The sequence below is a fragment of the Erwinia sp. STN24 genome (genome assembly GCF_041320675.1).
Taxonomy (GTDB): Bacteria; Pseudomonadota; Gammaproteobacteria; order Enterobacterales; family Enterobacteriaceae; genus Erwinia; species Erwinia aeris.
In genome coordinates this window covers 89193-109256 of record NZ_JBGGPM010000009.1, presented here as the reverse complement: position 1 = coordinate 109256, position 20064 = coordinate 89193, and the positions used below count along the sequence as shown (strand labels likewise).

The 20064-nt window shown below is 55.4% G+C and carries 20 protein-coding genes, 2 tRNA genes and 1 rRNA gene; 12 read left to right on the top strand and 11 right to left on the bottom strand.

Annotation, left to right across the window (positions count from 1 at the left end):
• Positions 1-6: 6 nt before the first annotated feature.
• Together rrf and ACA373_RS20920 are read left to right on the top strand one after the other, a co-directional pair.
• A 5S ribosomal RNA gene (rrf, locus tag ACA373_RS20925) occupies positions 7-122 on the top strand.
• Positions 123-238: 116 nt separating this feature from the next.
• Positions 239-315, top strand: a tRNA-Asp gene (locus ACA373_RS20920).
• 125 nt (positions 316-440) lie between these two features.
• On the opposite strand, the gene yafC is transcribed toward ACA373_RS20920, so the two are convergent.
• A complete protein-coding gene (yafC, locus tag ACA373_RS20915; RefSeq protein ID WP_301253372.1) occupies positions 441-1337 on the bottom strand; it encodes a DNA-binding transcriptional regulator YafC in 897 nt (298 codons plus the stop codon).
• 390 nt (positions 1338-1727) lie between these two features.
• Here yafC and ACA373_RS20910 point away from each other — a divergent pair, with 390 nt between their 5' ends.
• Positions 1728-2513 carry an endonuclease/exonuclease/phosphatase family protein gene (locus tag ACA373_RS20910; protein WP_253455358.1) on the top strand — a complete coding sequence of 262 codons (786 nt, stop codon included), beginning with the start codon at positions 1728-1730 and terminating at the stop codon, positions 2511-2513.
• On the opposite strand, the gene ACA373_RS20905 is transcribed toward ACA373_RS20910, so the two are convergent.
• The 3 genes from ACA373_RS20905 to gloB all read right to left on the bottom strand — a co-directional run bounded on the left by ACA373_RS20905 (position 2510) and on the right by gloB (position 5500).
• Positions 2510-3208: a cyclase family protein gene (locus ACA373_RS20905; protein WP_370735036.1), complete on the bottom strand. Its 699-nt coding sequence runs from the start codon at positions 3206-3208 to the stop codon at positions 2510-2512. The two genes, ACA373_RS20910 and ACA373_RS20905, sit on opposite strands and share 4 nt — an antisense overlap.
• A gap of 107 nt (positions 3209-3315) precedes the next feature.
• The gene (mltD, locus tag ACA373_RS20900; protein WP_125288908.1) at positions 3316-4674 is read right to left on the bottom strand and encodes a murein transglycosylase D; all 1359 of its coding nucleotides are present in this window, start codon (positions 4672-4674) and stop codon (positions 3316-3318) included.
• Positions 4675-4744: 70 nt separating this feature from the next.
• Positions 4745-5500, bottom strand: a complete 756-nt coding sequence (gloB, locus tag ACA373_RS20895) for a hydroxyacylglutathione hydrolase (protein ID WP_370735035.1) — start codon at positions 5498-5500, stop codon at positions 4745-4747.
• Positions 5501-5544: 44 nt separating this feature from the next.
• On the opposite strand from gloB, the gene ACA373_RS20890 reads away from it, so the two are divergent.
• Positions 5545-6276 carry a class I SAM-dependent methyltransferase gene (locus tag ACA373_RS20890; protein ID WP_253455355.1) on the top strand — a complete coding sequence of 244 codons (732 nt, stop codon included), beginning with the start codon at positions 5545-5547 and terminating at the stop codon, positions 6274-6276.
• On the opposite strand, the gene rnhA is transcribed toward ACA373_RS20890, so the two are convergent.
• A complete protein-coding gene (gene rnhA, locus ACA373_RS20885) occupies positions 6261-6728 on the bottom strand; it encodes a ribonuclease HI (protein WP_253455354.1) in 468 nt (155 codons plus the stop codon). The genes ACA373_RS20890 and rnhA overlap by 16 nt on opposite strands.
• A gap of 52 nt (positions 6729-6780) precedes the next feature.
• Between rnhA and dnaQ the strand changes: the two genes are divergently transcribed.
• On the top strand, positions 6781-7515 hold the full coding sequence (gene dnaQ / locus ACA373_RS20880) for a DNA polymerase III subunit epsilon (protein ID WP_125288912.1): 735 nt from the start codon (positions 6781-6783) through the stop codon (positions 7513-7515).
• Positions 7516-7638: 123 nt separating this feature from the next.
• Positions 7639-7715, top strand: a tRNA-Asp gene (locus ACA373_RS20875).
• A 67-nt stretch (positions 7716-7782) separates the two neighbouring features.
• Here the strand turns inward: ACA373_RS20875 and fsa are convergent.
• Positions 7783-8472: a fructose-6-phosphate aldolase gene (gene fsa / locus ACA373_RS20870; RefSeq protein WP_253455353.1), complete on the bottom strand. Its 690-nt coding sequence runs from the start codon at positions 8470-8472 to the stop codon at positions 7783-7785.
• A 135-nt stretch (positions 8473-8607) separates the two neighbouring features.
• On the opposite strand from fsa, the gene ACA373_RS20865 reads away from it, so the two are divergent.
• The 3 genes from ACA373_RS20865 (at position 8608) to ACA373_RS20855 (ending at position 12852) form a co-directional block, all read left to right on the top strand.
• The gene (locus tag ACA373_RS20865; RefSeq protein ID WP_370735034.1) at positions 8608-9507 is read left to right on the top strand and encodes a glycyl-radical enzyme activating protein; all 900 of its coding nucleotides are present in this window, start codon (positions 8608-8610) and stop codon (positions 9505-9507) included.
• Between the two features lie 4 nt (positions 9508-9511).
• Complete coding sequence (locus tag ACA373_RS20860; RefSeq protein WP_370735037.1) at positions 9512-11944, top strand: formate C-acetyltransferase/glycerol dehydratase family glycyl radical enzyme; 2433 nt, start codon at positions 9512-9514, stop codon at positions 11942-11944.
• Between the two features lie 191 nt (positions 11945-12135).
• Entirely contained in the window at positions 12136-12852 is a 717-nt protein-coding gene (locus tag ACA373_RS20855; protein ID WP_370735033.1) for a hypothetical protein, read from the top strand.
• 51 nt (positions 12853-12903) lie between these two features.
• On the opposite strand, the gene ACA373_RS20850 is transcribed toward ACA373_RS20855, so the two are convergent.
• Positions 12904-14403 carry an NCS1 family nucleobase:cation symporter-1 gene (locus ACA373_RS20850; protein WP_253455350.1) on the bottom strand — a complete coding sequence of 500 codons (1500 nt, stop codon included), beginning with the start codon at positions 14401-14403 and terminating at the stop codon, positions 12904-12906.
• Between the two features lie 145 nt (positions 14404-14548).
• Between ACA373_RS20850 and ACA373_RS20845 the strand changes: the two genes are divergently transcribed.
• From ACA373_RS20845 to puuE, 3 genes are read left to right on the top strand one after another with little or no spacing between them, the layout of a single operon-like run.
• Positions 14549-15274, top strand: coding sequence for a GntR family transcriptional regulator (locus ACA373_RS20845; protein ID WP_370735032.1), 726 nt, complete (start codon positions 14549-14551; stop codon positions 15272-15274).
• Positions 15264-16004, top strand: coding sequence for an allantoin racemase (hpxA, locus tag ACA373_RS20840; protein WP_253455348.1), 741 nt, complete (start codon positions 15264-15266; stop codon positions 16002-16004). Before ACA373_RS20845 ends, hpxA begins: the two co-directional genes overlap by 11 nt.
• 30 nt (positions 16005-16034) lie before the next feature.
• Positions 16035-16994 carry an allantoinase PuuE gene (gene puuE, locus ACA373_RS20835; protein WP_253455347.1) on the top strand — a complete coding sequence of 320 codons (960 nt, stop codon included), beginning with the start codon at positions 16035-16037 and terminating at the stop codon, positions 16992-16994.
• A 66-nt stretch (positions 16995-17060) separates the two neighbouring features.
• On the opposite strand, the gene ACA373_RS20830 is transcribed toward puuE, so the two are convergent.
• The 4 genes from ACA373_RS20830 to hpxX form a co-directional block, all read right to left on the bottom strand.
• The gene (locus ACA373_RS20830; RefSeq protein WP_370735031.1) at positions 17061-17768 is read right to left on the bottom strand and encodes an aspartate/glutamate racemase family protein; all 708 of its coding nucleotides are present in this window, start codon (positions 17766-17768) and stop codon (positions 17061-17063) included.
• Positions 17769-18086: 318 nt separating this feature from the next.
• A complete protein-coding gene (hpxZ, locus tag ACA373_RS20825; protein ID WP_301253361.1) occupies positions 18087-18476 on the bottom strand; it encodes an oxalurate catabolism protein HpxZ in 390 nt (129 codons plus the stop codon).
• Positions 18473-19873, bottom strand: coding sequence for an AtzE family amidohydrolase (locus ACA373_RS20820; protein ID WP_370735029.1), 1401 nt, complete (start codon positions 19871-19873; stop codon positions 18473-18475). Before ACA373_RS20820 ends, hpxZ begins: the two co-directional genes overlap by 4 nt.
• The gene (gene hpxX, locus ACA373_RS20815) at positions 19870-20055 is read right to left on the bottom strand and encodes an oxalurate catabolism protein HpxX (protein ID WP_253455343.1); all 186 of its coding nucleotides are present in this window, start codon (positions 20053-20055) and stop codon (positions 19870-19872) included. Before hpxX ends, ACA373_RS20820 begins: the two co-directional genes overlap by 4 nt.
• Positions 20056-20064: the final 9 nt, after the last annotated feature.

Here is a 20064-nt window from a genome sequence, read left to right as displayed (position 1 = left end):
AATTTGCCTGGCGGCTTTAGCGCGGTGGTCCCACCTGACCCCATGCCGAACTCAGAAGTGAAACGCCGTAGCGCCGATGGTAGTGTGGGGTCTCCCCATGCGAGAGTAGGGAACTGCCAGGCATCAATTAAGAGCAGTAAACGTGAGTAAACCGTTTGCGCTCAGACCTTCCAGTGACGTGGAAAGGGCGAAACACCTGAGATCGGAAGCAACATTCTGAGTTCAGTACAGAATCGGTGGAGCGGTAGTTCAGTTGGTTAGAATACCTGCCTGTCACGCAGGGGGTCGCGGGTTCGAGCCCCGTCCGTTCCGCCACTTTATATAAGGCCCTGAGCTAACGCTCAGGGCTTTTTTTTGCGTATAAGTTTTGGTCAGCCGGCCTGCCTGTGTTCTGCCATTATCCCTTCCTGGACAGGCCAGCCTTCGACTATCTTTTTTCTTTAAAGCGGATGTTGCCTGAGCCATTCGCTGACAAAATCAATAAAAGAGCGAACGCGTGAGTTAGCCGAGCGATCCCCATAGTAAACCGCGTTAAATGGCATATCTACCGGCACAAGCCTGTCGGCCATAACCTCTATCAGCGAACCATCGTTTAAATCTTTATTGATCATAAAGTCCGACAGGCAGGCAATGCCGTTACCGGCCAGGCACAGCTGCCTGAGCGTCTCGCCGCTGTTTGAGGTACTGGCGGGCGTAATGTCATAAAGCTGCCCGTCTGCATTAGCAATGGGCCAACGGTTCAGGCTCAGGGGTTCAACAAAGCCCAGACAGTCGTGCTGTGCCAAATCCTCTACGGTTTGCGGCGTGCCGAACTGTTGCAGCCAGCCAGGGCTGGCGACTATTTTACGTCGACTATTAAACAGCAGGCGCGCGCGAAGGCTGGAATCAGTAAGATTACCGGCACGGATAGCGATATCTACCTTACGTTCAATCAGATTGATAAAGGTTTCGGATGAAACCAGAGAGAGGGTGACTTCAGGAAAGCGCTCCCGAAAAGGTTTAATCATCGGCATTAACAGATGCAGAACCACCGGCGTAGCAGCATCAATACGCAGTGACCCTTTTGGTAGCCTTTTTCGTTCTGCCAGCTCGTTTTCCGCTGCGGACATCTCCTGAAGAATCGCCTGAACGCGCTTGAAGTAGGCTTCGCCTTCCTGGGTTAATTTAATCTGTCGGGTGGTGCGTGTCAGTAGCTCTACCTCGAGCTTGTTTTCCAGCTTTTTTACCGCACGGCTAACGGCAGAATTTGCCATTTTCAGCCGCTCGGCGGCCTTGCTGAAACTGCCGCTTTCCACCACGGCGACAAAAATCGCCAGTTCCTCTGAGTTTGCCTTCATGACTGCTTCCTGAACGTAATGCTTTTTTTGGAGCCTGCAGGCGGTAATTAAAGCATGAGGAAGCAGGGGAAGCCAGACAACGGGTGAGGCTGCCAGGCCTCTGTCAGTGCGTTGACAGCAATAAAGCATCCCCGCGGCGTTGTCTGAAAACGCCCGGTGCTCGTCTGGCCTGTAAACAGTCGGATCTCTGCCCTGTTATGAACGCTATCAGATACATAACCGGAGCCGGTGCGTTAAATCGACTACAGTTACAGGCGGCGGACAACCAAAAGTTTGTATTTGCTTACCTTCAGCTGGCACTTATTAGGCGCCTCCGATTGAAACCCGGCCATAAAGTCCCTATAACTGAATGCAGGATCATTGATCAACACGCAGAGGTCAGACGCTAACGTGCGGAAAAAAACTTATGCCATGAGATATGTAGCAGGGCAGCCAGCGGAACGTATTTTTCCGCCGGGCGCTATGCTGCATATGGGCAAAGCGTTACCGCCCGGTGCGCCGCTGACAGAGCACGCTACGCTACGGGTGCTGGTATGGAACATATTTAAACAGCAGCGCGCCGAATGGCTTTCGGTATTACAAAACTTCGGTAAAGACGCTCAGCTGGTATTGCTACAGGAAGCGCAGACGACCCCAGAGCTGATCCGTTTTGCCACCAGTAACTATCTGGCGGCGGATCAGGTACCGGCATTCGTCCTGCCGCAGCATCCTTCCGGCGTGATGACGCTGGCCGCTGCGCATCCCGTCTACTGTTATCCGCTGCGCGAACGTGAACCGCTGCTGCGGCTGGCTAAATCAGCCCTTGTCACCGCCTATCCGCTACCGGACGGCAAGATGCTGATGGTGGTGAATATCCATGCGGTCAACTTTAGCCTGGGGATCGACGTATACAGCAAGCAGCTTGGCCCTATAGGCGAACAGATTATTCACCATAAAGGGCCGGTGATTATGGCCGGGGATTTTAATGCCTGGAGCCGCCAGCGGATCAATGCGCTTTATACCTTTGCCCATAATATGGGGCTGCACGAGGTCAACTTTACCGACGACCATCGCCGTAAAGCCTTTGGCAGGCCGCTGGACTTCGTTTTCTACCGCGATATGGGCGTAGCGGAGGCCTCCGTGCTGGTGACGCGTGCTTCCGACCATAACCCTTTACTGGTTGAGTTTAAGCCTTAATCCTGTACCAGAGCCACAGCGCGCACGGGCGAGGCGGAGCCGCCTTTGATGCGCAAAGGCAGAGCGATAAAGGTAAAAGCCGTCGGCAGGCTGTAAAGGTTTGCCAGGCTTTCAACGATCAGGCCTCCGGCACTTAGTATCGCCTGATGAGCCGGATAATCTTTGCTGCCTGCATCATCCAGCGACATCGCATCGGTACCGAAAACCGTAACGCCTTTTCCCAACAGGTAATCTGCGCCTCTGGCTGACAGCCCCGGCCAGCCGTTCATAAACGCGGTATGATCGGGACGGCAACGCCACTTTTTATCGTAGCCCGTATGAAACAGGACGATATCCTTTGCCGCTATTTCGCCGTATCTGCCTTCCCAGTCCGCGATCGTCGCACGCGTAATCGCGCTGTTTTGCGGCAAATGGGTCATATCCAGACAGCGACCACGCCCGGTCAGCTGGCGAATATCAACCTTATCAATGCTTTTTCCGCCCGGTATAAAATGTGCCGGCGCGTCTATATGCGTGCCGCAATGATCGCCTAAGCTCAGCTGACAGTTATAGTTACCGTCGCCTGCGGCGAATGTTTCTGCGCTGCTCATGAAAAAGCGCCCGTCACCGGGCCAGACCGGCATGCCTTCTTCATAAACGTGGCTCAGTTCAATCAGGCGATGCTGGTTCAGCAGCGCAACCAGATCATTCGTCATGGCGGCCTCAGGATCGTTGGACAGAGGGGCAGTAAAGCACAGGAGAGGGGAGCGGGAAATGTCGGGCATAAAAAAACCAGTCCGAAGACTGGTTTTTAAACTGAGCTTTAGCTGTCAGGCGTGGCGTTGTTGGTGACAAATAGCGTCAGCCTGTCGCCGGGCTGAATATTCGCCGAACCGCCGCTGTTCCAGCGCAGCAGATCTTTCGTGTTCACGCCGTGACGTTTTGCGATGCTGGCCAGAGAATCACCCTTACGAACCTTATAGGTGATGCTGTTGCCATTATCGGCCAGTCTGGCTGCGCTTTCGCCGCCGCCCAGGCTGAGCGTCTGCCCCGGTTTGATGTTCACGCCGCGCAGGTTATTAGCCTGCTGTAGCGTCTTCACCGACACGTTCAGGCGTTTTGCAATGCCTGACAGGGTATCACCATTACGCACCTTGTAAGAGGTGCTGGTACTGGCCAGCGCCGTTGGCTGCACCGCCGCGATATCGCCTGTTGCCAGGGAGTTGCGCAGCTGCGCCACGTGCGACTTCGGCACCATGATATAGTGCGGGCCGTTAGGCGCCGTCATCCCGCGCTTGTAGCCTGTATTAAAGCTCTTCAGCTTGTTCAGCGACATGCCGGCCATTTCCGCCGCCTGCGTCAGCTCAATCTGCTGACCCACTTCAACACGCGCCAGCGCACGGGTTTCGTTAGGTTCCGGAAGACGGATGCCGTAACGCTTGTTGTTTTTCAACAGCTCGCTTAACGCCAGCATCTTCGGCACATAAACCGTGGTTTCATGCGGAAGCGACAGCGACCAGAAATCCGTTGCCTTACCGCGAGCCTTGTTGCTTTTTATCGCTTTCAGCACGCGGCCTTCGCCGCTGTTGTACGCGGCCACGGTCAGCAGCCAGTCACCGCCGAACATCCCGTTCAGCCGCTGCATCATATCCAGTGCGACTTTGGTAGAGGCGACAATATCGCGACGACCGTCATACCACTGGTTCTGCTTCAGACCATAATTACGCCCCGTCTGCGGCACGATCTGCCAGATGCCTGCGGCATTGGCAGAAGAGGTCGCATGAGGATCAAAAGCGCTCTCCACTATGGGTAATAGTACCAGTTCCATCGGCATCTTACGTTGCTTAATCTGCTCGACAATCCAGTACATATACGGCTCAGCCCGTAACGTTACATCGTGGAGATAGCTCTTGTTTCTTAAATACTTTTGTTTTTGTTCGCGTATCCGGGGGTTTTCCGGAACCTTCATCTTCAGCTCATCGCTAATGAAATTCCACAGATCCTGATCTTTCGTCAGGCTGGTCCCATCGTCCTGCCAGCGTGGCGATAACAACCGATCTGCGTTCTGACTGCTCTGTGCTGAAGACAAACTCTGTGCATGCTGTTCGGGGGCGTCGTGCTTAGGCGCCTGGCACCCCACCAGCAGGACCGAGGCGAGTAGTAATATCGCTTTAGCCTTCATGTGTGTGTCATTGTTCGCTTAAAAGACGAGCAACTATACGTGCTCGGGCTGCTCAACACAACCCGAAAAATCAAAAATGGTCTTTCTTCTCGCGTAGAGTTGCAAAAACTTGCCATTCTTGTTGCGGAGGTGTTTCGAAGCCAATAACTTTCTGTAAATCAGCATCTTGCGTACGCATAAAAACATTTATTTGCCGCTCAAAAGCGAGCGTTACGGGCAAGGAAACCGCGTTTTTTGCACGTAACTCCTTAATTTCGCGATAATAGCCCGCTATTTTCGTATCCTGTGGCAGCAGCGAGCAGGCAAACTTCATATTCGATAACGTATATTCGTGCGCACAGCACACCAGCGTTTCTCCCGGAAGCTGATTAAGCTTTTGAAAAGAATTGAACATCTGTTGAGGGGTACCTTCAAACAGACGTCCACAGCCGCCGGAAAACAGCGTATCACCACAGAAAAGGTAAGGTGCGCTATAGTATGAGATATGTCCTAAAGTATGCCCCGGCGTAGCAATCACACTAAATTCGAGGCCCAAAATAGCGACCTTATCACCCTCAGCGACAAGCCGATTGCTTCCCTTATCTTGTGTCTCTTGCGGGCCGTACACCACCAGATCGGGAAAATGTTGCAGCAGTTCTTTCACGCCGCCAACGTGATCGTGATGATGATGCGTCAGCAGGATCGCCGCTGGCCGCCACTGGTTTTTTTCCATGGCCGTCAGTACCGGTGCCGCTTCGCCCGGATCGACAATCAGGCAGTCGCCCCGATCGTTATTTAATGTCCAGATGTAATTATCCTGAAAAGCCGGAATGCTGGTAAGATTCATTATCGCCTCGTTGACTGGCCGCAATGGAAAGAAGATGGTAAAGCATGAAGCCCGCTAAAACACGCCATATTCGTCACGTGCCGTATTCCTGGGCGGACATCCCCTGGGGAGACTACTATCGTGACGCGCTGACCCGGCATCTGCAACCCTGTCTGGACAGGCTATACGGTTTTCATTTGCTGAAAATCGGCTCGCTGAGCGCGGAAATCGACACGGCAAGCTGCGCCATTTCGCATCAGGTCAACGTTGGCTTACAGGGCGACAATTTGCAGGTTCTGGCCGATGCCGGCAGCCTGCCTTTTGAATCAAAATCGGTTGATGCCTGTTTACTGGCGCACAGCCTGGCCTGGAGCAGCGATCCGCACCGTATTTTGCGCGAGGTAGATCGCGTTTTGATCGATGACGGCTGGATGATTATCAGCGGCTTCAATCTGTTCAGCGTGCTGGGGACGGGCAAACTGGTGCCCGGCCTGCGCCAACGCGTGCCGTGGAACAGTCGGATGTTTACCCAGACCAGGCTGATGGACTGGCTCAGCCTGTTAAACTACGAGGTGGTGCAGCGCTCGCGCTTTCAGGTGCTGCCGTGGAATCGTCAGGGCGGTAAGGTCATCAGCACGCATCTTCCGGCGCTGGGCTGCCTGAGCATTATCGTCGCGCGCAAGCGGACTTTCCCGTTAACGATGAATCCGGCCAAAAAGGCAGCGGCCCAAAGAAGGCTTGCACCCGCCGTTGGCGCAACCAGCCGGATGCGTCGACGCCATCAGGATGCTGACTGATAGCCGATGTCTTCAAAGGATGGATTGCCGGCGGCCGCGCGCGCCAGTTCGTCGCAGCGTTCGTTTTCAGGATGGCCGGCATGGCCTTTTACCCATTCCCAGGTAATTTGATGCTGGCCCAGCGCCGTATCCAGCCGTTTCCAGAGATCGACGTTTTTAACCGGCTTTTTGTCCGCCGTTTTCCAGCCGCGCTTTTTCCAGTTATGGATCCAGCTGGTAATGCCCTGACGCACGTATTGGCTGTCGGTACTCAGCACGACGTCGCAGGGTTTAGTCAGCGCTTCCAGCGCGACGATAGCCGCCATCAGCTCCATTCGATTATTGGTGGTCAGCTGATAGCCGGCGCTGAACGTTTTCTCGTGCTGGCCGTAACGTAAAATTGCGCCGTATCCGCCCGGGCCAGGATTGCCAAGACAAGAACCATCGGTGAAAATTTCTACCTGTTTAGGCATCTCTGGTAGACTCCCTGTGTAAAAACGCCAAGTCTGACATAAAACGGGTCCTATGAGCACAGTAAATACAACGCGTCAGATCGTCCTCGATACTGAAACCACCGGTATGAATATGATCGGGGTGCACTATGAAGGGCACCGCATTATTGAAATCGGCGCCGTTGAGGTGGTAAACCGTCGTCTCACCGGCAACAACTTCCATGTTTATCTCAAGCCCGATCGCCTGGTCGATCCGGAAGCGTTCGGCGTACACGGTATTGCCGACGAATTTCTGGCGGATAAGCCGACCTTCGCCGATATTGCCGACGATTTCCTGGCCTATATAGAAGGTGCCGAGCTGGTGATCCATAACGCCTCGTTTGATATCGGCTTTATGGACTACGAATTCGGCAAGCTTGGCCGCAATATCCCCAAAACCGAAACCTTCTGCCAGATAACCGATAGCCTGGCGATGGCGCGCAGGCTGTTTCCCGGCAAGCGCAACAGCCTGGATGCGCTCTGCTCGCGTTATGAAATAGATAACAGTAAGCGAACGCTGCACGGCGCTCTGCTTGACTCCGAAATTCTGGCCGAGGTCTTCCTGACCATGACCGGTGGGCAGACGTCGCTGAAGTTTTCGATGGAGGGCGACAGGCAGGAGCAGAGCAACGACGAAACCATCTATCGCATCACGCGTCCGGCTTCTGGCCTGTGCGTGATAGCGGCGACGGACGAAGAGATTGCCGAACACGAATCCCGCCTCGATCTGGTGATGAAGAAGGGCGGAAGCTGCCTCTGGCGTGCCTGAAGACGTTGAAATGTCGTAAGAGTCGAAAAAACAGGCAGTCGATCAGCAAGCTTAAGAAAAAGCATTGACGGGATGCAGGCCGCACCGTAATATTCGCCCCGTTCCCGACGGGGAACAAAGCGCGGAGCGGTAGTTCAGTTGGTTAGAATACCTGCCTGTCACGCAGGGGGTCGCGGGTTCGAGCCCCGTCCGTTCCGCCAAGTATCCGGAAAGCCCGATGCAGCAATGCATCGGGCTTTCGTCATTTCGGCATACAGCCCGTGATTTTTATTCCTTTCCGCTTTTCTCTTCCTGAATCAGCCTCGCGGTTCCAAAAGCCTTTATCCACTGCTGTTCAAACTGATTGACCGCGGCGGTAACCGCTGGCGCAGAGAGGATCTGTTCGGCCACATCCAGCGGCAACGTTATTGCTTCGCAGCCAGCCAGCATACACTCCAGCGCCTGGCGAGGCGTTTTGAAGCTGGCCGCCAGCACTTTAGCCCCCGGCGCATGCAGAGCAAGCAGCTGTTGAAGTGCTTCTACTGTCTGAATGCCATTTCCGCCCTGGGCGTCAATACGGTTAACGTAAGGCGCGACATACTCCGCGCCAGCCAGCGCCGAGAACAATCCCTGCGCTGCGCCATAAACGGCGGTGCCCAACGTTGGAATAGCCTCTTTTTTCAGCTGCCTGATTGCCGCCAGGCCTTCTGTCGTAGCCGGAATTTTTACGACCACATCAGGAAGGATCGCGCGCAGCTGTAACGCTTCCTCCACCATCTCTTCCGCCCGGGCGGCAATAACCTGAGCAAAAATTTTGCCCTGGCCGCCCAGCGCCGCCTGCAACTCAGGTAACAGAATGGATAACGGCGTTTTCCCGCCGGCGACAATAGCCGGATTGGTGGTCACGCCCGCCAGCGGCAGTATCCTCGCTAAACGTTTTACCGCCGCTACATCCGCAGTATCAAGATAGAGTTCCATATAGCTCCTTAAGCCTGTTGACGATCGCAATTCCGAAATATTACCCGCTGCGTGAACTTGTTTATTGCCCGGGATCAAAGTTACTTTCATTTGAAAGTACTTAAATCTTCGTACGTAATATGACGGAGGCGGTTCATGATTTTCAATATTCAGCGCTATTCCACACACGACGGGCCTGGTATCCGCACCGTGGTGTTTTTAAAAGGCTGTTCGTTGAAATGTCGCTGGTGCCAGAATCCGGAAAGCCGCTCGCACGAGCGGGAAATCCTGTTTGATAAAAGAGCCTGCCTGTCGGGCTGCGAGTTATGCCAGCTGGCCGTGCCGGACGCCATCGTTCGTCAACAACAACAACTCGTCATTTTCCGGGAGAAGATGCGTCCCAACCATTTCTCCGCGTTGGAAAACTGTTGCCCCACCCAGGCGCTGACGATCTGCGGCGAAGAGAAAAGCGCAGCGGAAATTATGGCCGTAGTCAGGCGGGATAAGCCTTTTTATCAGCGCAGCGCGGGCGGCGTGACGCTTTCCGGCGGCGAGCCTTTTATGACGCCAAACCTCACCGAAACGCTCTTACGGCTCAGCCATCAGGAAGGGATCCATACGGCCGTGGAAACCTGCCTGCATGTGCCGTGGCGTTATATCCAGCCTTCGCTGCCCTGGATCGACCTGTTCCTGGCCGACCTTAAACACACCGACGAAGCGCGTTTTCAGGCATGGACGAACGGTTCGGCGAAGCGGGTGCTGGCTAATTTGTGCAAGCTGGCGGAAACGGGCAAGGAGATCGTCATCCGTGTACCGCTCGTTCCGGGTTTTAATGCCGATCGGCAGTCGATCCGCAGCATAGTGGATTTCACCGCCGATCGATTACGGGCCAAAGAGATCCATTTCCTTCCCTATCACACGCTGGGTAAAGGCAAATATGCCTTGCTTAATCAGCCTTACCTTGCGCCAGCCAGGCCGCTCGATAATCCGGAAATCCTTGCCTTTGCGCAGTCGTACGCGCGGCAAAAAGGCCTGATAACCACGCTAAGAGGATAAAATGATGACCAGACTTAACCTTGATGTTTTAAGCAGCCGTATCAAAACGCATAAAGAAGCCCTGATCGCTATCAGCAAGCCCCCGATTTGTACCGAGCGCGCGCGGCACTATAGCGAAATCTATCAGCAGCATCAGGATAAACCCGTACCGGTTCGCCGCGCGCTGGCGCTGGCACACCATCTGGCGGAACGGACTATCTGGATTAAGCATGATGAGCTGATTGTAGGCAACCAGGCCAGCAAGGTGCGCGCCGCGCCCATTTTCCCGGAATATACCGTGACATGGATCGAAAAAGAGATCGACGATCTGGCGGATCGTCCCGGCGCGGGCTTTTCTGTTTCTGAAGAGGACAAGCGGGTACTGCATGAAATCTGCCCGTGGTGGCGCGGCCAGACGGTGCAGGATCGCTGCTACGGCATGTTTACCGGGGAGCAGAAGGCGCTGCTGGCAACCGGCATCATCAAAGCGGAAGGGAATATGACCTCCGGCGACGCCCATCTGGCCGTCAACTTTCCGCTGCTGCTGGAGAAAGGGCTGGATGGCCTGCGTGAGAAAGTGGCGGAACGCCGCAGCCGCATCGATCTGACGCATCTGAACGATCTGCATGGCGAGCAGTTTTTGAAAGCCATCGATATCGTTCTTCAGGCTGTAACTGAGCATATCAAGCGCTACGCCACTCTGGCCCGCGAAATGGCGCAGGCAGAGAAGAGCGCCGCGCGCCGTGGGGAACTGCTGACCATCGCGGAAAATTGTGACGTGATCGCCCATCGGCCGCCGCAGACCTTCTGGCAGGCGCTCCAGCTTTGCTATTTTATTCAGCTGATCCTGCAAATTGAGTCTAACGGTCATTCGGTCTCTTTTGGCCGCATGGATCAATACCTTTATCCCTGGTATCGCCGCGACGTGGAGCTGGAACAGCATACGGATCGCGAGCAGGCGATCGAGCTGCTGCAAAGCTGCTGGCTGAAGCTGCTGGAGGTCAATAAGATCCGATCCGGCTCGCACTCCAAAGCTTCGGCCGGCAGTCCGCTCTATCAAAACGTCACTATCGGCGGACAGAATCTGCTGGTGGACAAGGCGGTGGATGCCGTCAACCCGCTCTCTTACGCGATTCTGGAATCCTGCGGCCGTTTGCGTTCGACGCAGCCAAACCTGAGCGTGCGCTACCATGCCGGAATGAGCGACGATTTCCTGAATGCCTGCGTGGAGGTTATCCGCTGCGGCTTTGGGATGCCGGCCTTTAACAACGATGAAATCGTCATTCCGCAATTTATCCGGCTGGGCGTCTCAGCGGCCGACGCTTATCAGTATGCGGCTATCGGCTGCATCGAAACGGCCGTGGGCGGCAAGTGGGGCTATCGCTGCACCGGGATGAGCTTTATTAATTTCGCCCGCGTGATGCTGGCGTCGCTGGAAGGCGGACGCGACGCCACCAGCGGCAAAACGTTTCTGCCGCAGGACAAAGCGCTTTCCGCAGGCAATTTCGACAGTTTCGATCGGGTTATGAGCGCCTGGGATGAGCAGATCCGCTATTACACCCGCAAATCGATAGAAATAGAGTACGTGGTGGATACGGTGCTGGAAGAGAACGCGCACGATATTCTCTGTTCGGCGCTGGTGGATGACTGTATTGAGCGGGCAAAAAGCATCAAGCAGGGCGGCGCAAAATATGACTGGGTATCGGGATTGCAGGTGGGCATCGCCAATCTGGGCAACAGCCTGGCGGCGGTGAAAAAACTGGTGTTTGAACAAGGAGTGGTGGCGCAGCAGGCATTAAGCGAAGCGCTGGCCACCGATTTTGACGGTCTGAATGGCGAGCAGCTGCGCCAGCGTCTGGTTAACGGCGCGCCAAAATACGGCAATGATGATGATTATGTCGATGAGCTGCTGACGCGCGCTTATCAAACCTATATTGAGGAGCTGAAAAGCTACGTTAATCCACGCCATGGCCGTGGCCCGATCGGTGGCGGTTACTATGCGGGTACCTCGTCTATCTCTGCCAACGTGCCTTTTGGCGCGCAGACGATGGCAACGCCGGACGGGCGTAAAGCGCGAACGCCGCTGGCGGAAGGGGCCAGCCCGGCGTCAGGCACCGATCGCCTGGGGCCGACGGCGGTGATGGGTTCAGTCAGCAAGCTGCCCACCGGATCGATTCTGGGCGGCGTTTTGCTGAACCAGAAGCTGAATCCCGCCGCGCTGGATAATCCGGGCGACAGGCAAAAGCTGATGCTGCTGCTGCGCACTTTCTTTGAAGCGCATAAAGGCTGGCATATTCAGTACAACATCGTCTCGCGGGAAACGCTGCTGGCCGCAAAGGCGCAGCCCGATAATTATCGCGATCTGGTGGTGCGCGTAGCGGGATATTCCGCCTTCTTTACCGCGCTTTCTCCCGATGCGCAGGACGATATTATTGCCCGCACCGAACATAGCCTTTGACGGGGCATCGCAGAGTACAGGCCAGGCTTGATTGTGAGCCGACCTGTACTCTTTTATCCAATAAAAATGAAAGCTTTTAAATAATTTAAGCTGAAAATATGCGTCGTCTTTTTTATTAAAGAGGTGGAATATTTTTGGTCGTTGAATGAAAATAAAAGCCTGTATTTATATACTGCTATGAGGGCTTTTTTATGTACAGGCTAAACCAAATTATCCGTGAGCTGGAGGGGTGTGAACCCTATAAGCCCTTCAGATTCATTACCCGGCGTGAGCGAATCATAAATATTATCAGCGCCTGGGGGCTTGCCTTTAGTGGTATCTGCTTTCTATTATTGTTAATGCTCGCACTCTGGTGCCAGTATAATACGCCAGGCCTTAAAGTCATCTGGCTGGCGACAGCGCTATATTTACTTTGTACTTTAAGTGCGCTCGTAGCCATGTTTATACCTTCGCTCTACGGATTAATAAAAATATTTGGGTGGAAAAAAGATGCTATAACTGAGCTACTTCTTGAAATCGACCACGATGAAGCTAATGCCAAAAAGCTAAGCTATTATTCAAAGTTAGAATTAGACTATGCCAAACACTGGGTACAGCTGAAAATAAACCGTTTACTCGTCAGAGTCAGCAATGTTTTTGGCGATAAAACAGCTTTAATGGCGCTAATTGGGCTGGCTTATGGCGCCATCAAAGGACTGGGCGGGCCCAACAATTTACTGGCCATGTTTAGTAAAGGATTCTATTCGGTAGAGGGCATTGTTATTCAGGTGTTGGCTTTACTATTAGGGGTTTCTTTAGGGGCTTTGATGCTTAAAAAAATGGCAGGTTACTACGTATACAAGCTTGAATTAATTGAAGCAGCGCTAAAAATTGAAGCTATCAAATCAGAGGAAGGCGCGCAGAGCTGAACGTTTTTTTAAGCGGAAGCCTGCCGGTAGCAGGCTTTCTGCCCTTATCATTTAAGCGCGTCTTTTCTCCACCGCTACGCGGCTCGCGTAACGCGGCACAGCGCTTACGCACTCTTCGCGTGCCATCCAGCGATAGCAGCCTGCCGCCAAAGCAACGCCGATAAACCAGCTGAAGTTAGCCACTTCGTGCAGCGAAGGCGAAAAGCTAATCGCCAGCCCAATCAGTACTGAGGGCAGCAGCGCGGCAATCGCTTTAGGATTGAAGCCGCCGCGATACCAGTATTTTCCCTGCGGCGTAGCATTAAAAAGATCGTCCGTTGAAATCTGTCCGCGTTTGACCAGGTAAAAATCGCACAGCAGGATGCCAAACAGCGGGCCGATAAAGGCGCCCAGCACGTCCAGCGTATAGTGGATAAGCTCGGGCGACTGAAACAGGTTCCACGGCGTCAGCAGCACCGATCCTACGGCAGCAATCATGCCGCCGGTGCGGAAGCTAATCTTCTGCGGCGAGCAGTTAGAAAAATCGAACGCGGGCGAAACGAAGTTAGCGACGATGTTGATGCCGATCGTCGCGGTGATCATCGTCAGCAGGCCAACGGCCACTGCCAAATCGCTGCCCACGCGGCTGACCGTTTCAATGGGGTCGGTAATCATATGGCCGAACAGCGACTGCGTACCGGAAACAATCACCACCGTCACCACGGAAAAAAGCAAAAAGTTAAACGGCAGCCCCCAGCGATTGCCGCGGCGGATCGCCTTCATGCTTTTGCCATAGCGCGCGAAGTCGCCAAAATTAAGCAGCGGCCCGGAGAAATAAGAGACGACCAGCGCCGTCGCGGTCACCATCTGCCAGAGCTGCTGGCTGCCGCTGAGCTGTTTCGTGGAGAGCGTAAAGGAAATACCTTCAAAACCCGTTCTGTATACAATCCAGACCGCCAGCAGCACCATCACCACATAGACCGCCGGGCCGGCCACATCGATAAAACGCTTAATCGCCTTCATGCCGTGCCAGAACACCAGCGCCTGAGCAAGCCACATAAAACCAAAGCAGAGCCAGCCAAGCTGCGACAGGCCCAGCCAGGAAACCTGCGTCATCGGCGCCAGTGAAGGCCAAAACTTCAGCGTTACCAGCATCAGCGCGTTAGCGGCCAGCCAGGTCTGGATACCGTACCAGGCGAACGCGATCAGACCCCGGATCACCGCCGGAATATTGGCGCCGAATACGCCAAAGGCCTGGCGGCAGACGACCGCATAAGGCACGCCGGTCATCTGGCTGGGCTTAGCGATCAGATTAGCGCACAGCTGCACGATGCAAATGCCCGCCAGCAGACAAATCAGCACCTGCCAGCTCGCCAGACCCAGCGTGAAAAAGCTGGCCGCCACCACATAACCGCCCATGCTGTGCACGTCCGACATCCAGAAAGAAAAGATGTTGTACCAGCTCCAGTTCTGCTCGCGCGTCGGGGCCAGATCCTCGTTGCACAGCCGCGGGCTGTAGCTGGCGTGCGCTTCCTCTGCGGACGCCGGAGTAACATGTAGACTCTTTGGCATGAAACCTGCTCCTCAACAATTCAACGAAATAGCAAACGGTTGAGAGAGGTATTGCAGGATCCAGGCCAGAAGTTGAATTCATGTATACAAAATAAGTTAATCGTGTGTACGATTTTAGGCAAGATAAACCTGAGCGGACCAGGAAATGAAAAGTGAAAGCGGCCTGAAAAGGGCTACCGACCTGAATGACAAAGACGAAGCTATCTTTCAGGCGCTGATGAAGGCGATGGTGGAGCGTCAGCTGCCGCCGGGCAGCAAACTGCCGGAAGAAGCGCTTGCCGACGTCTTCGGCGTTAGTCGAACCGGCATCCGTAAAGTGCTGACTCGCCTCGCTGCGGTGCAGATGGTGGTGTTAACGCCCAAGCGTGGTGCACAAGTTGCCACGCCTTCGACAGAAGAAGCGCAGGACATCTTCCGTACGCGTGAACTTATCGAATGCGCCAATCTTCCCACCGTGCTGGCGCACTGTCAGTCTACCCATCTGGTCGCGCTGGAAAACCTAATCCAGCAGGAACAGCAGGCGCATGAGGAGCGTGACGGCCCGGCGGCGATCCGGCTTTCCGCCGCGTTCCATATTCAGCTTCAGGCGATCTCCGGTAACCAGGTGCTGACCGAGATGGTGACCCGACTGACCCAGCGTTCGTCGCTGGTGATTGCGGCCTGGGGCGCGCCGTGGCAGCAGGGCTGCCGCTGTGACGACCACGACAGGCTGATCGGCCTGCTCAGACAAAAAGCGCTGGTGCCGCTTACTGAAGCAATGCGGCAACATTTTGCGCATATAGTAGCGAGCCTGCATTTCGAGCGCGGTGGCGAAACGCTGCCGGATTTCGCCAGCCTGTTCACCGGTTTTGGAGGCGCGAATGACCGTTAAACAGCTTATTCAGGTTATCAATCCCAATACCAGCCTGGCGATGACCGAAACCATTGGCGAAGCGGCGCGCGCCGTAGCATCGCCGACGACGGAAATCCTGGCGGTTTGTCCCTCGGAAGGGGTTCCCTCAATCGAAGGGCATTTTGACGAGGCCGTCGCCGCTATCGGCGTGCTGGAGCAAATAAAAGCCGGACGCGAGCAGGGCGTCTGCGGGCACGTTATCGCCTGCTTTGGCGATCCGGGGCTGCTGGCGGCGCGTGAACTGGCTTCGGGGCCGGTTATCGGCATTGCGGAAGCCGCTATGCATATGGCTACGATGGTTGCCACGCGCTTTTCCATCGTCACCACGCTGCCGCGCACCGTTATTATCGCGCGTCATCTTTTACAACAGTACGGCTTTGAACCGCATTGCGCCGCGCTGCATGCTATCGATCTGCCGGTACTGGCGCTGGAGGATGGCACAGGGCTGGCGCAGGAAAAAGTGCGTGAGCGCTGCATCCGCGCAAAAAAAGAGGACGGCAGCGGCGCCATTGTACTGGGCTGCGGCGGCATGGCCCGGCTGGCGCGGGAACTGACGCAGGAGCTGAATATGCCGGTTATTGACGGCGTGGGCGCGGCGGTAAAAATGGTGGAATCGCTGGTGGCGCTGGGGCTGTCGACCAGTAAGCATGGCGATCTGGACTATCCGCTGCGAAAAAACCTGTCGGGTCAGTTTAAGCGCCTAAACTAAGTTATCTTGCTCTGGAACAGGACTACGATCATGACCGATGCTGATGAAAAGAAAGAGTACAGCTTCAATAAAAACTATCCCCGCGATCTGATCGGCTACGCCGGAAAGCCGCCCCATGCGGCCTGGCCGGACAATGCACGTATCGCCGTGCAGTTTGTTCTGAACTATGAAGAGGGCGCGGAAAACAGCGTGCTGCATGGCGATACCGGCTCCGAGCAGTTTTTATCGGATATTATCGGTGCGGCCAGCTATCCCGAGCGCCATATGTCGATGGAATCGCTGTATGAATACGGCTCGCGCGCCGGTTTCTGGCGCATCCACAACGAGTTCCAGAAGCGCGGCCTGCCGCTAAGCGTTTTTGGCGTGGCGATGGCGCTGGCACGTCATCCGGAAATCGTCGAGGCGATTAAAAACGCCGATTACGACGTGGTCAGCCACGGCTGGCGCTGGATCCACTATCAGGGAATGGATGCAAAAACCGAGCGGCAGCATATGCAGCAGGCGGTGGATACGCTGACCGATCTTTTCGGCAAAGCGCCAACCGGCTGGTATACGGGACGCGACAGCCCGAATACGCGCAGGCTGGTGGTGGAGCAGGGCGGCTTTACCTACGACAGCGACTATTACGGCGACGATCTGCCATTCTGGACAAAGGTGACCTGTCAGGACGGGACGGTCAAGCCGCACCTGATCGTACCTTATACGCTGGAAACCAACGACATGCGTTTCGCCACGCCGCAGGGCTTTAACACGGCGGAGCAGTTTTACACCTATCTGAAAGACAGCTTTGACGTGCTGTATGAAGAGGGTGAAACCGCGCCGAAAATGCTTTCCATCGGCATGCACTGCCGTTTGCTGGGCAGGCCTGGCCGCTTCCGCGCATTGCAGCGCTTTCTGGATCATGTACAGCAGCATGATAAGGTCTGGATCTGCACGCGCCAGCAGATTGCCGACCACTGGATAAAGACGCACCCGGCGCCGGAGGCGTAAGTAAACCTGTCAGGAAGGCATCATGAAGTGCCATCCTGACAGGATCGCCAGCAGAGGCAAAATTGGCTATCGGGTCGACCTTGAGCTGGCAAAGCCACGAATAGCAGCTTCAGCCAGGCTTGCTGCCGTATCAACAATCGGCAGCAACTGCTGAGGATGGCTTTTAAGTAAGGGGCTGATGTCCGTACAGGCAATAAGCAGCGCCTGGGCGCCAGCTTCCTGCGCCAGAGAAATCAGCGCCCGCCACTGCGTTATCACTTCAGGATCGGTAAATCCGTTTTGTTTAATCAGCGCTATCAAACGCGTTGTGCTCGCACGTAATGGCTCAGAAGAGACACAGCGCTTTCCTGTCAGATGCAGACGCTGCTGATAAAAACCCGCATCAAGCGTAGCCTCAGTAGCAATCACGGCGATGTTCTCCGCTGCGGCAAGGCGTTCAAGCGCGCAGTCGGCAATATGCAGGACAGGAATGCCAGCGCTGGCCTCCTGCATTTCAGCAAAGTAGCAATGGGCTACATTGCAGGGCACCACGATCAAATTGACCCCGACTTTTACCAGATCGCTAATGCCATCGCGCAGTGCCGCTGACATTGCGGCATCTTCAACCGCCCGGTCAGGGAAAAAAGGCGTCGGCAAGGAAATAATATGCATTTTGGGATAGTCGATATCGAACCTGGCCCCGTATTGCTTTTGGCACTCATCCACCAACATATCGATAAAAGGCGCGGTGGAGCGCGGCCCCATACCGGCCAGCACCCCTAGACTGTAAGGCATTACGCTCTCTCCCTTTGATAACGGACAAAATTCATCATACATAGCGCCAGCAGTAAAAAAGAAATTATTAACAGCTCAACAGAGATAAGGACGGCGGTAAACCGATAGACACTGGTTGATAATTAAGCGCTTAAATAAACTGATGCGGTCCATTTTTTAATGCGCTATCCGGTTACGGATTAAACGACCTTAAGGCCTGGCTCTCTCCCGCAAACAGGTGACAGAAAAGAGCCTGGCCCTGGTAAAAGCATTTTCAGGCTAAAAAATAGCCGGTCGGGCTTCTGCCGGGTCTGCGGATTCACTCCTGGTGAAACGGCATTATTCGCCGCACGTTATCAGGCTGACCTGCGCGGCGACAATCCGCCAGCCTTGCGGCAGCTTCACCCATGTCTGCTGCTGACGACCAATCTTATCCGTTCCCTCACGGGTAAACTCTGTGCTGCATACCGCGTAATCATCGCCAAACGTGGTGATTACCGTATTACGCAGCTGACGAGCCAGGCCCTGTGCAGGACGCGCGGCGCGGAAAGCGCGGATCGCCTCAATCCCGTATAAATTTTCTCCTGCGCCCAGCCGCACGGTGCGCTCGTCATGCCAGAACAGCTCGTCGAGCACGTCGATATCGTTGCCGGTCAGCGCCTGCTCGTAGCGATAAAAAGCTTCGGTAACCTCTGCCAGCACCGAGGGGCGATTAATTTTATCCGTCATGCTGTCAATCCTCCTGCTACAGGTGCTTTAGCTATGCCCATTTTCTCCAGCGTCCATGCCACGCGCAGGCAGGCTTCTTCTTTAAACGGCGCGGCGATAAGCTGTAGGCCGATCGGCATGCCGCCCGGCGTTTGCAGCGGCACGGTCGTCACGGGCAGCCCCAGAAAGGAGATGGGCTGCGTCAACATGCCCATGCTGGCGCGGATGGGCAAATCGCTGCCGTTGATATGCATCGTTTCCTGTCCAATCAGCGTGGCGCTGGTGGGCGTGGCGGGCGCAATCAGCACGTCAAACTGCCCGAACAGGGGCAGCACCCGCTCACGAAAATAGTGGCGGAAGCGCTGCGCCTGCACGTACCAGGCGGAAGGCGTCATGGCACCGGCCAGCAGGCGCTCGCGCGACAGCGGCTCAAAACGCTCCGGCTGCGTGCGCAACGCGGGCAGCCAGGCGTTGCCGCCTTCGGCAGCGGTCAGGATAAACGCGGCGGTACGGGCCAGCGCGGCCTCCGGCATCAGCACCTCTTCCTGCGCATCAAGCGCTTTTGCGGCCTGCGCGACGGCTGCGCGGGCATCGTCATCACACCAGGTTTGAAAATAGCCGCCCAGCACGGCGCACCGCAGGCCCTGTGCGCCTTGCTCCAACAGGCGATGAACAGGCTGGATCGCTTTTTCCGCCTGAAAGCTATCCTGCGGATCGCGGCCCTGTAACGCATCGTAAACCAACGCAAGATCTTCGGTGCTGCGGGCGAAAGGCCCGATATGATCGAGGCTGGCGACAAAGGGCTGGCTGCCACTGCGCGACAGGCGGCCAAACGTCGGCTTCAGGCCAAAAATGCCGCACAGCGAAGCCGGTACGCGGATCGAGCCGTTGGTATCCGAGCCCAGTGAAAAATGCACCAGGCCAGCGGCGACGGCCGCCGCCGATCCGCCAGAGGATCCCCCGGCGATACGTTGGCTATCGTGAGGGTTACGCGTGGCGCCGTAGTGGCTGTTTTCCGTGGTAAAACCGTAGGCATAGGCGTCCATATTCACCATGCCGGACAGCAGCGCGCCCGCCTCGCTAAGCTTGCTCACTGCCCAGCTGTCTTTTTTGGCCGCCGGGCGATCGCTGAGCAGGCTGGCACCCGCCAGCGTGGTATGGCCTGCAACGTCAAAAAGATTTTTTACCGCGCAGGGAATGGCCGCCAGCGCGGGTAACGGACTATCCTCTTTGCGCTGACGATCGAGGCGATCGGCCTCGCTCAACATGCGATCCCGCGTTACGCTCGTCCAGGCATTGATCGTCGGATCCAGCCGCTCGATCCCGTCCAGCGTTTGCTGCGCGATTTCTCTGGCGCTCAGCTCGCCTTTAAGCAGCGCGCTTTTTAGTTCGGCAATGGAAAGGGAGCTTAGCGTCATGCTTTATATACTCCTGCGATTTCCTGACGTTCATCCAGCGGGAACGCCATCAGCGGCGCGGCCATCTCGGCAATACGTGAAAACTGCACCAGCAGCTCGGCGCGACGACGATCGTCCATCGGTACGCCCAGCACCTGCTCCATGTGGGCCAGATAAGCCGTCCAGTCAATTTCGGTGTTCATAATGTTCTC

Coding starts and splice junctions, on each gene's coding strand:
- yafC (WP_301253372.1), bottom strand. CDS start 1,337: ATGAAGGCAAACTCAGAGGAACTGGCGATTTTTGTCGCCGTGGTGGAA.
- ACA373_RS20850 (WP_253455350.1), bottom strand. CDS start 14,403: ATGCCAAAGAGTCTACATGTTACTCCGGCGTCCGCAGAGGAAGCGCAC.
- ACA373_RS20855 (WP_370735033.1), top strand. CDS start 12,136: ATGTACAGGCTAAACCAAATTATCCGTGAGCTGGAGGGGTGTGAACCC.
- dnaQ (WP_125288912.1), top strand. CDS start 6,781: ATGAGCACAGTAAATACAACGCGTCAGATCGTCCTCGATACTGAAACC.
- ACA373_RS20890 (WP_253455355.1), top strand. CDS start 5,545: ATGAAGCCCGCTAAAACACGCCATATTCGTCACGTGCCGTATTCCTGG.
- rnhA (WP_253455354.1), bottom strand. CDS start 6,728: ATGCCTAAACAGGTAGAAATTTTCACCGATGGTTCTTGTCTTGGCAAT.
- fsa (WP_253455353.1), bottom strand. CDS start 8,472: ATGGAACTCTATCTTGATACTGCGGATGTAGCGGCGGTAAAACGTTTA.
- ACA373_RS20865 (WP_370735034.1), top strand. CDS start 8,608: ATGATTTTCAATATTCAGCGCTATTCCACACACGACGGGCCTGGTATC.
- hpxZ (WP_301253361.1), bottom strand. CDS start 18,476: ATGACGGATAAAATTAATCGCCCCTCGGTGCTGGCAGAGGTTACCGAA.
- puuE (WP_253455347.1), top strand. CDS start 16,035: ATGACCGATGCTGATGAAAAGAAAGAGTACAGCTTCAATAAAAACTAT.
- gloB (WP_370735035.1), bottom strand. CDS start 5,500: ATGAATCTTACCAGCATTCCGGCTTTTCAGGATAATTACATCTGGACA.
- hpxA (WP_253455348.1), top strand. CDS start 15,264: ATGACCGTTAAACAGCTTATTCAGGTTATCAATCCCAATACCAGCCTG.
- ACA373_RS20820 (WP_370735029.1), bottom strand. CDS start 19,873: ATGACGCTAAGCTCCCTTTCCATTGCCGAACTAAAAAGCGCGCTGCTT.
- mltD (WP_125288908.1), bottom strand. CDS start 4,674: ATGAAGGCTAAAGCGATATTACTACTCGCCTCGGTCCTGCTGGTGGGG.
- hpxX (WP_253455343.1), bottom strand. CDS start 20,055: ATGAACACCGAAATTGACTGGACGGCTTATCTGGCCCACATGGAGCAG.
- ACA373_RS20830 (WP_370735031.1), bottom strand. CDS start 17,768: ATGCCTTACAGTCTAGGGGTGCTGGCCGGTATGGGGCCGCGCTCCACC.
- ACA373_RS20860 (WP_370735037.1), top strand. CDS start 9,512: ATGACCAGACTTAACCTTGATGTTTTAAGCAGCCGTATCAAAACGCAT.
- ACA373_RS20845 (WP_370735032.1), top strand. CDS start 14,549: ATGAAAAGTGAAAGCGGCCTGAAAAGGGCTACCGACCTGAATGACAAA.
- ACA373_RS20905 (WP_370735036.1), bottom strand. CDS start 3,208: ATGACGAATGATCTGGTTGCGCTGCTGAACCAGCATCGCCTGATTGAA.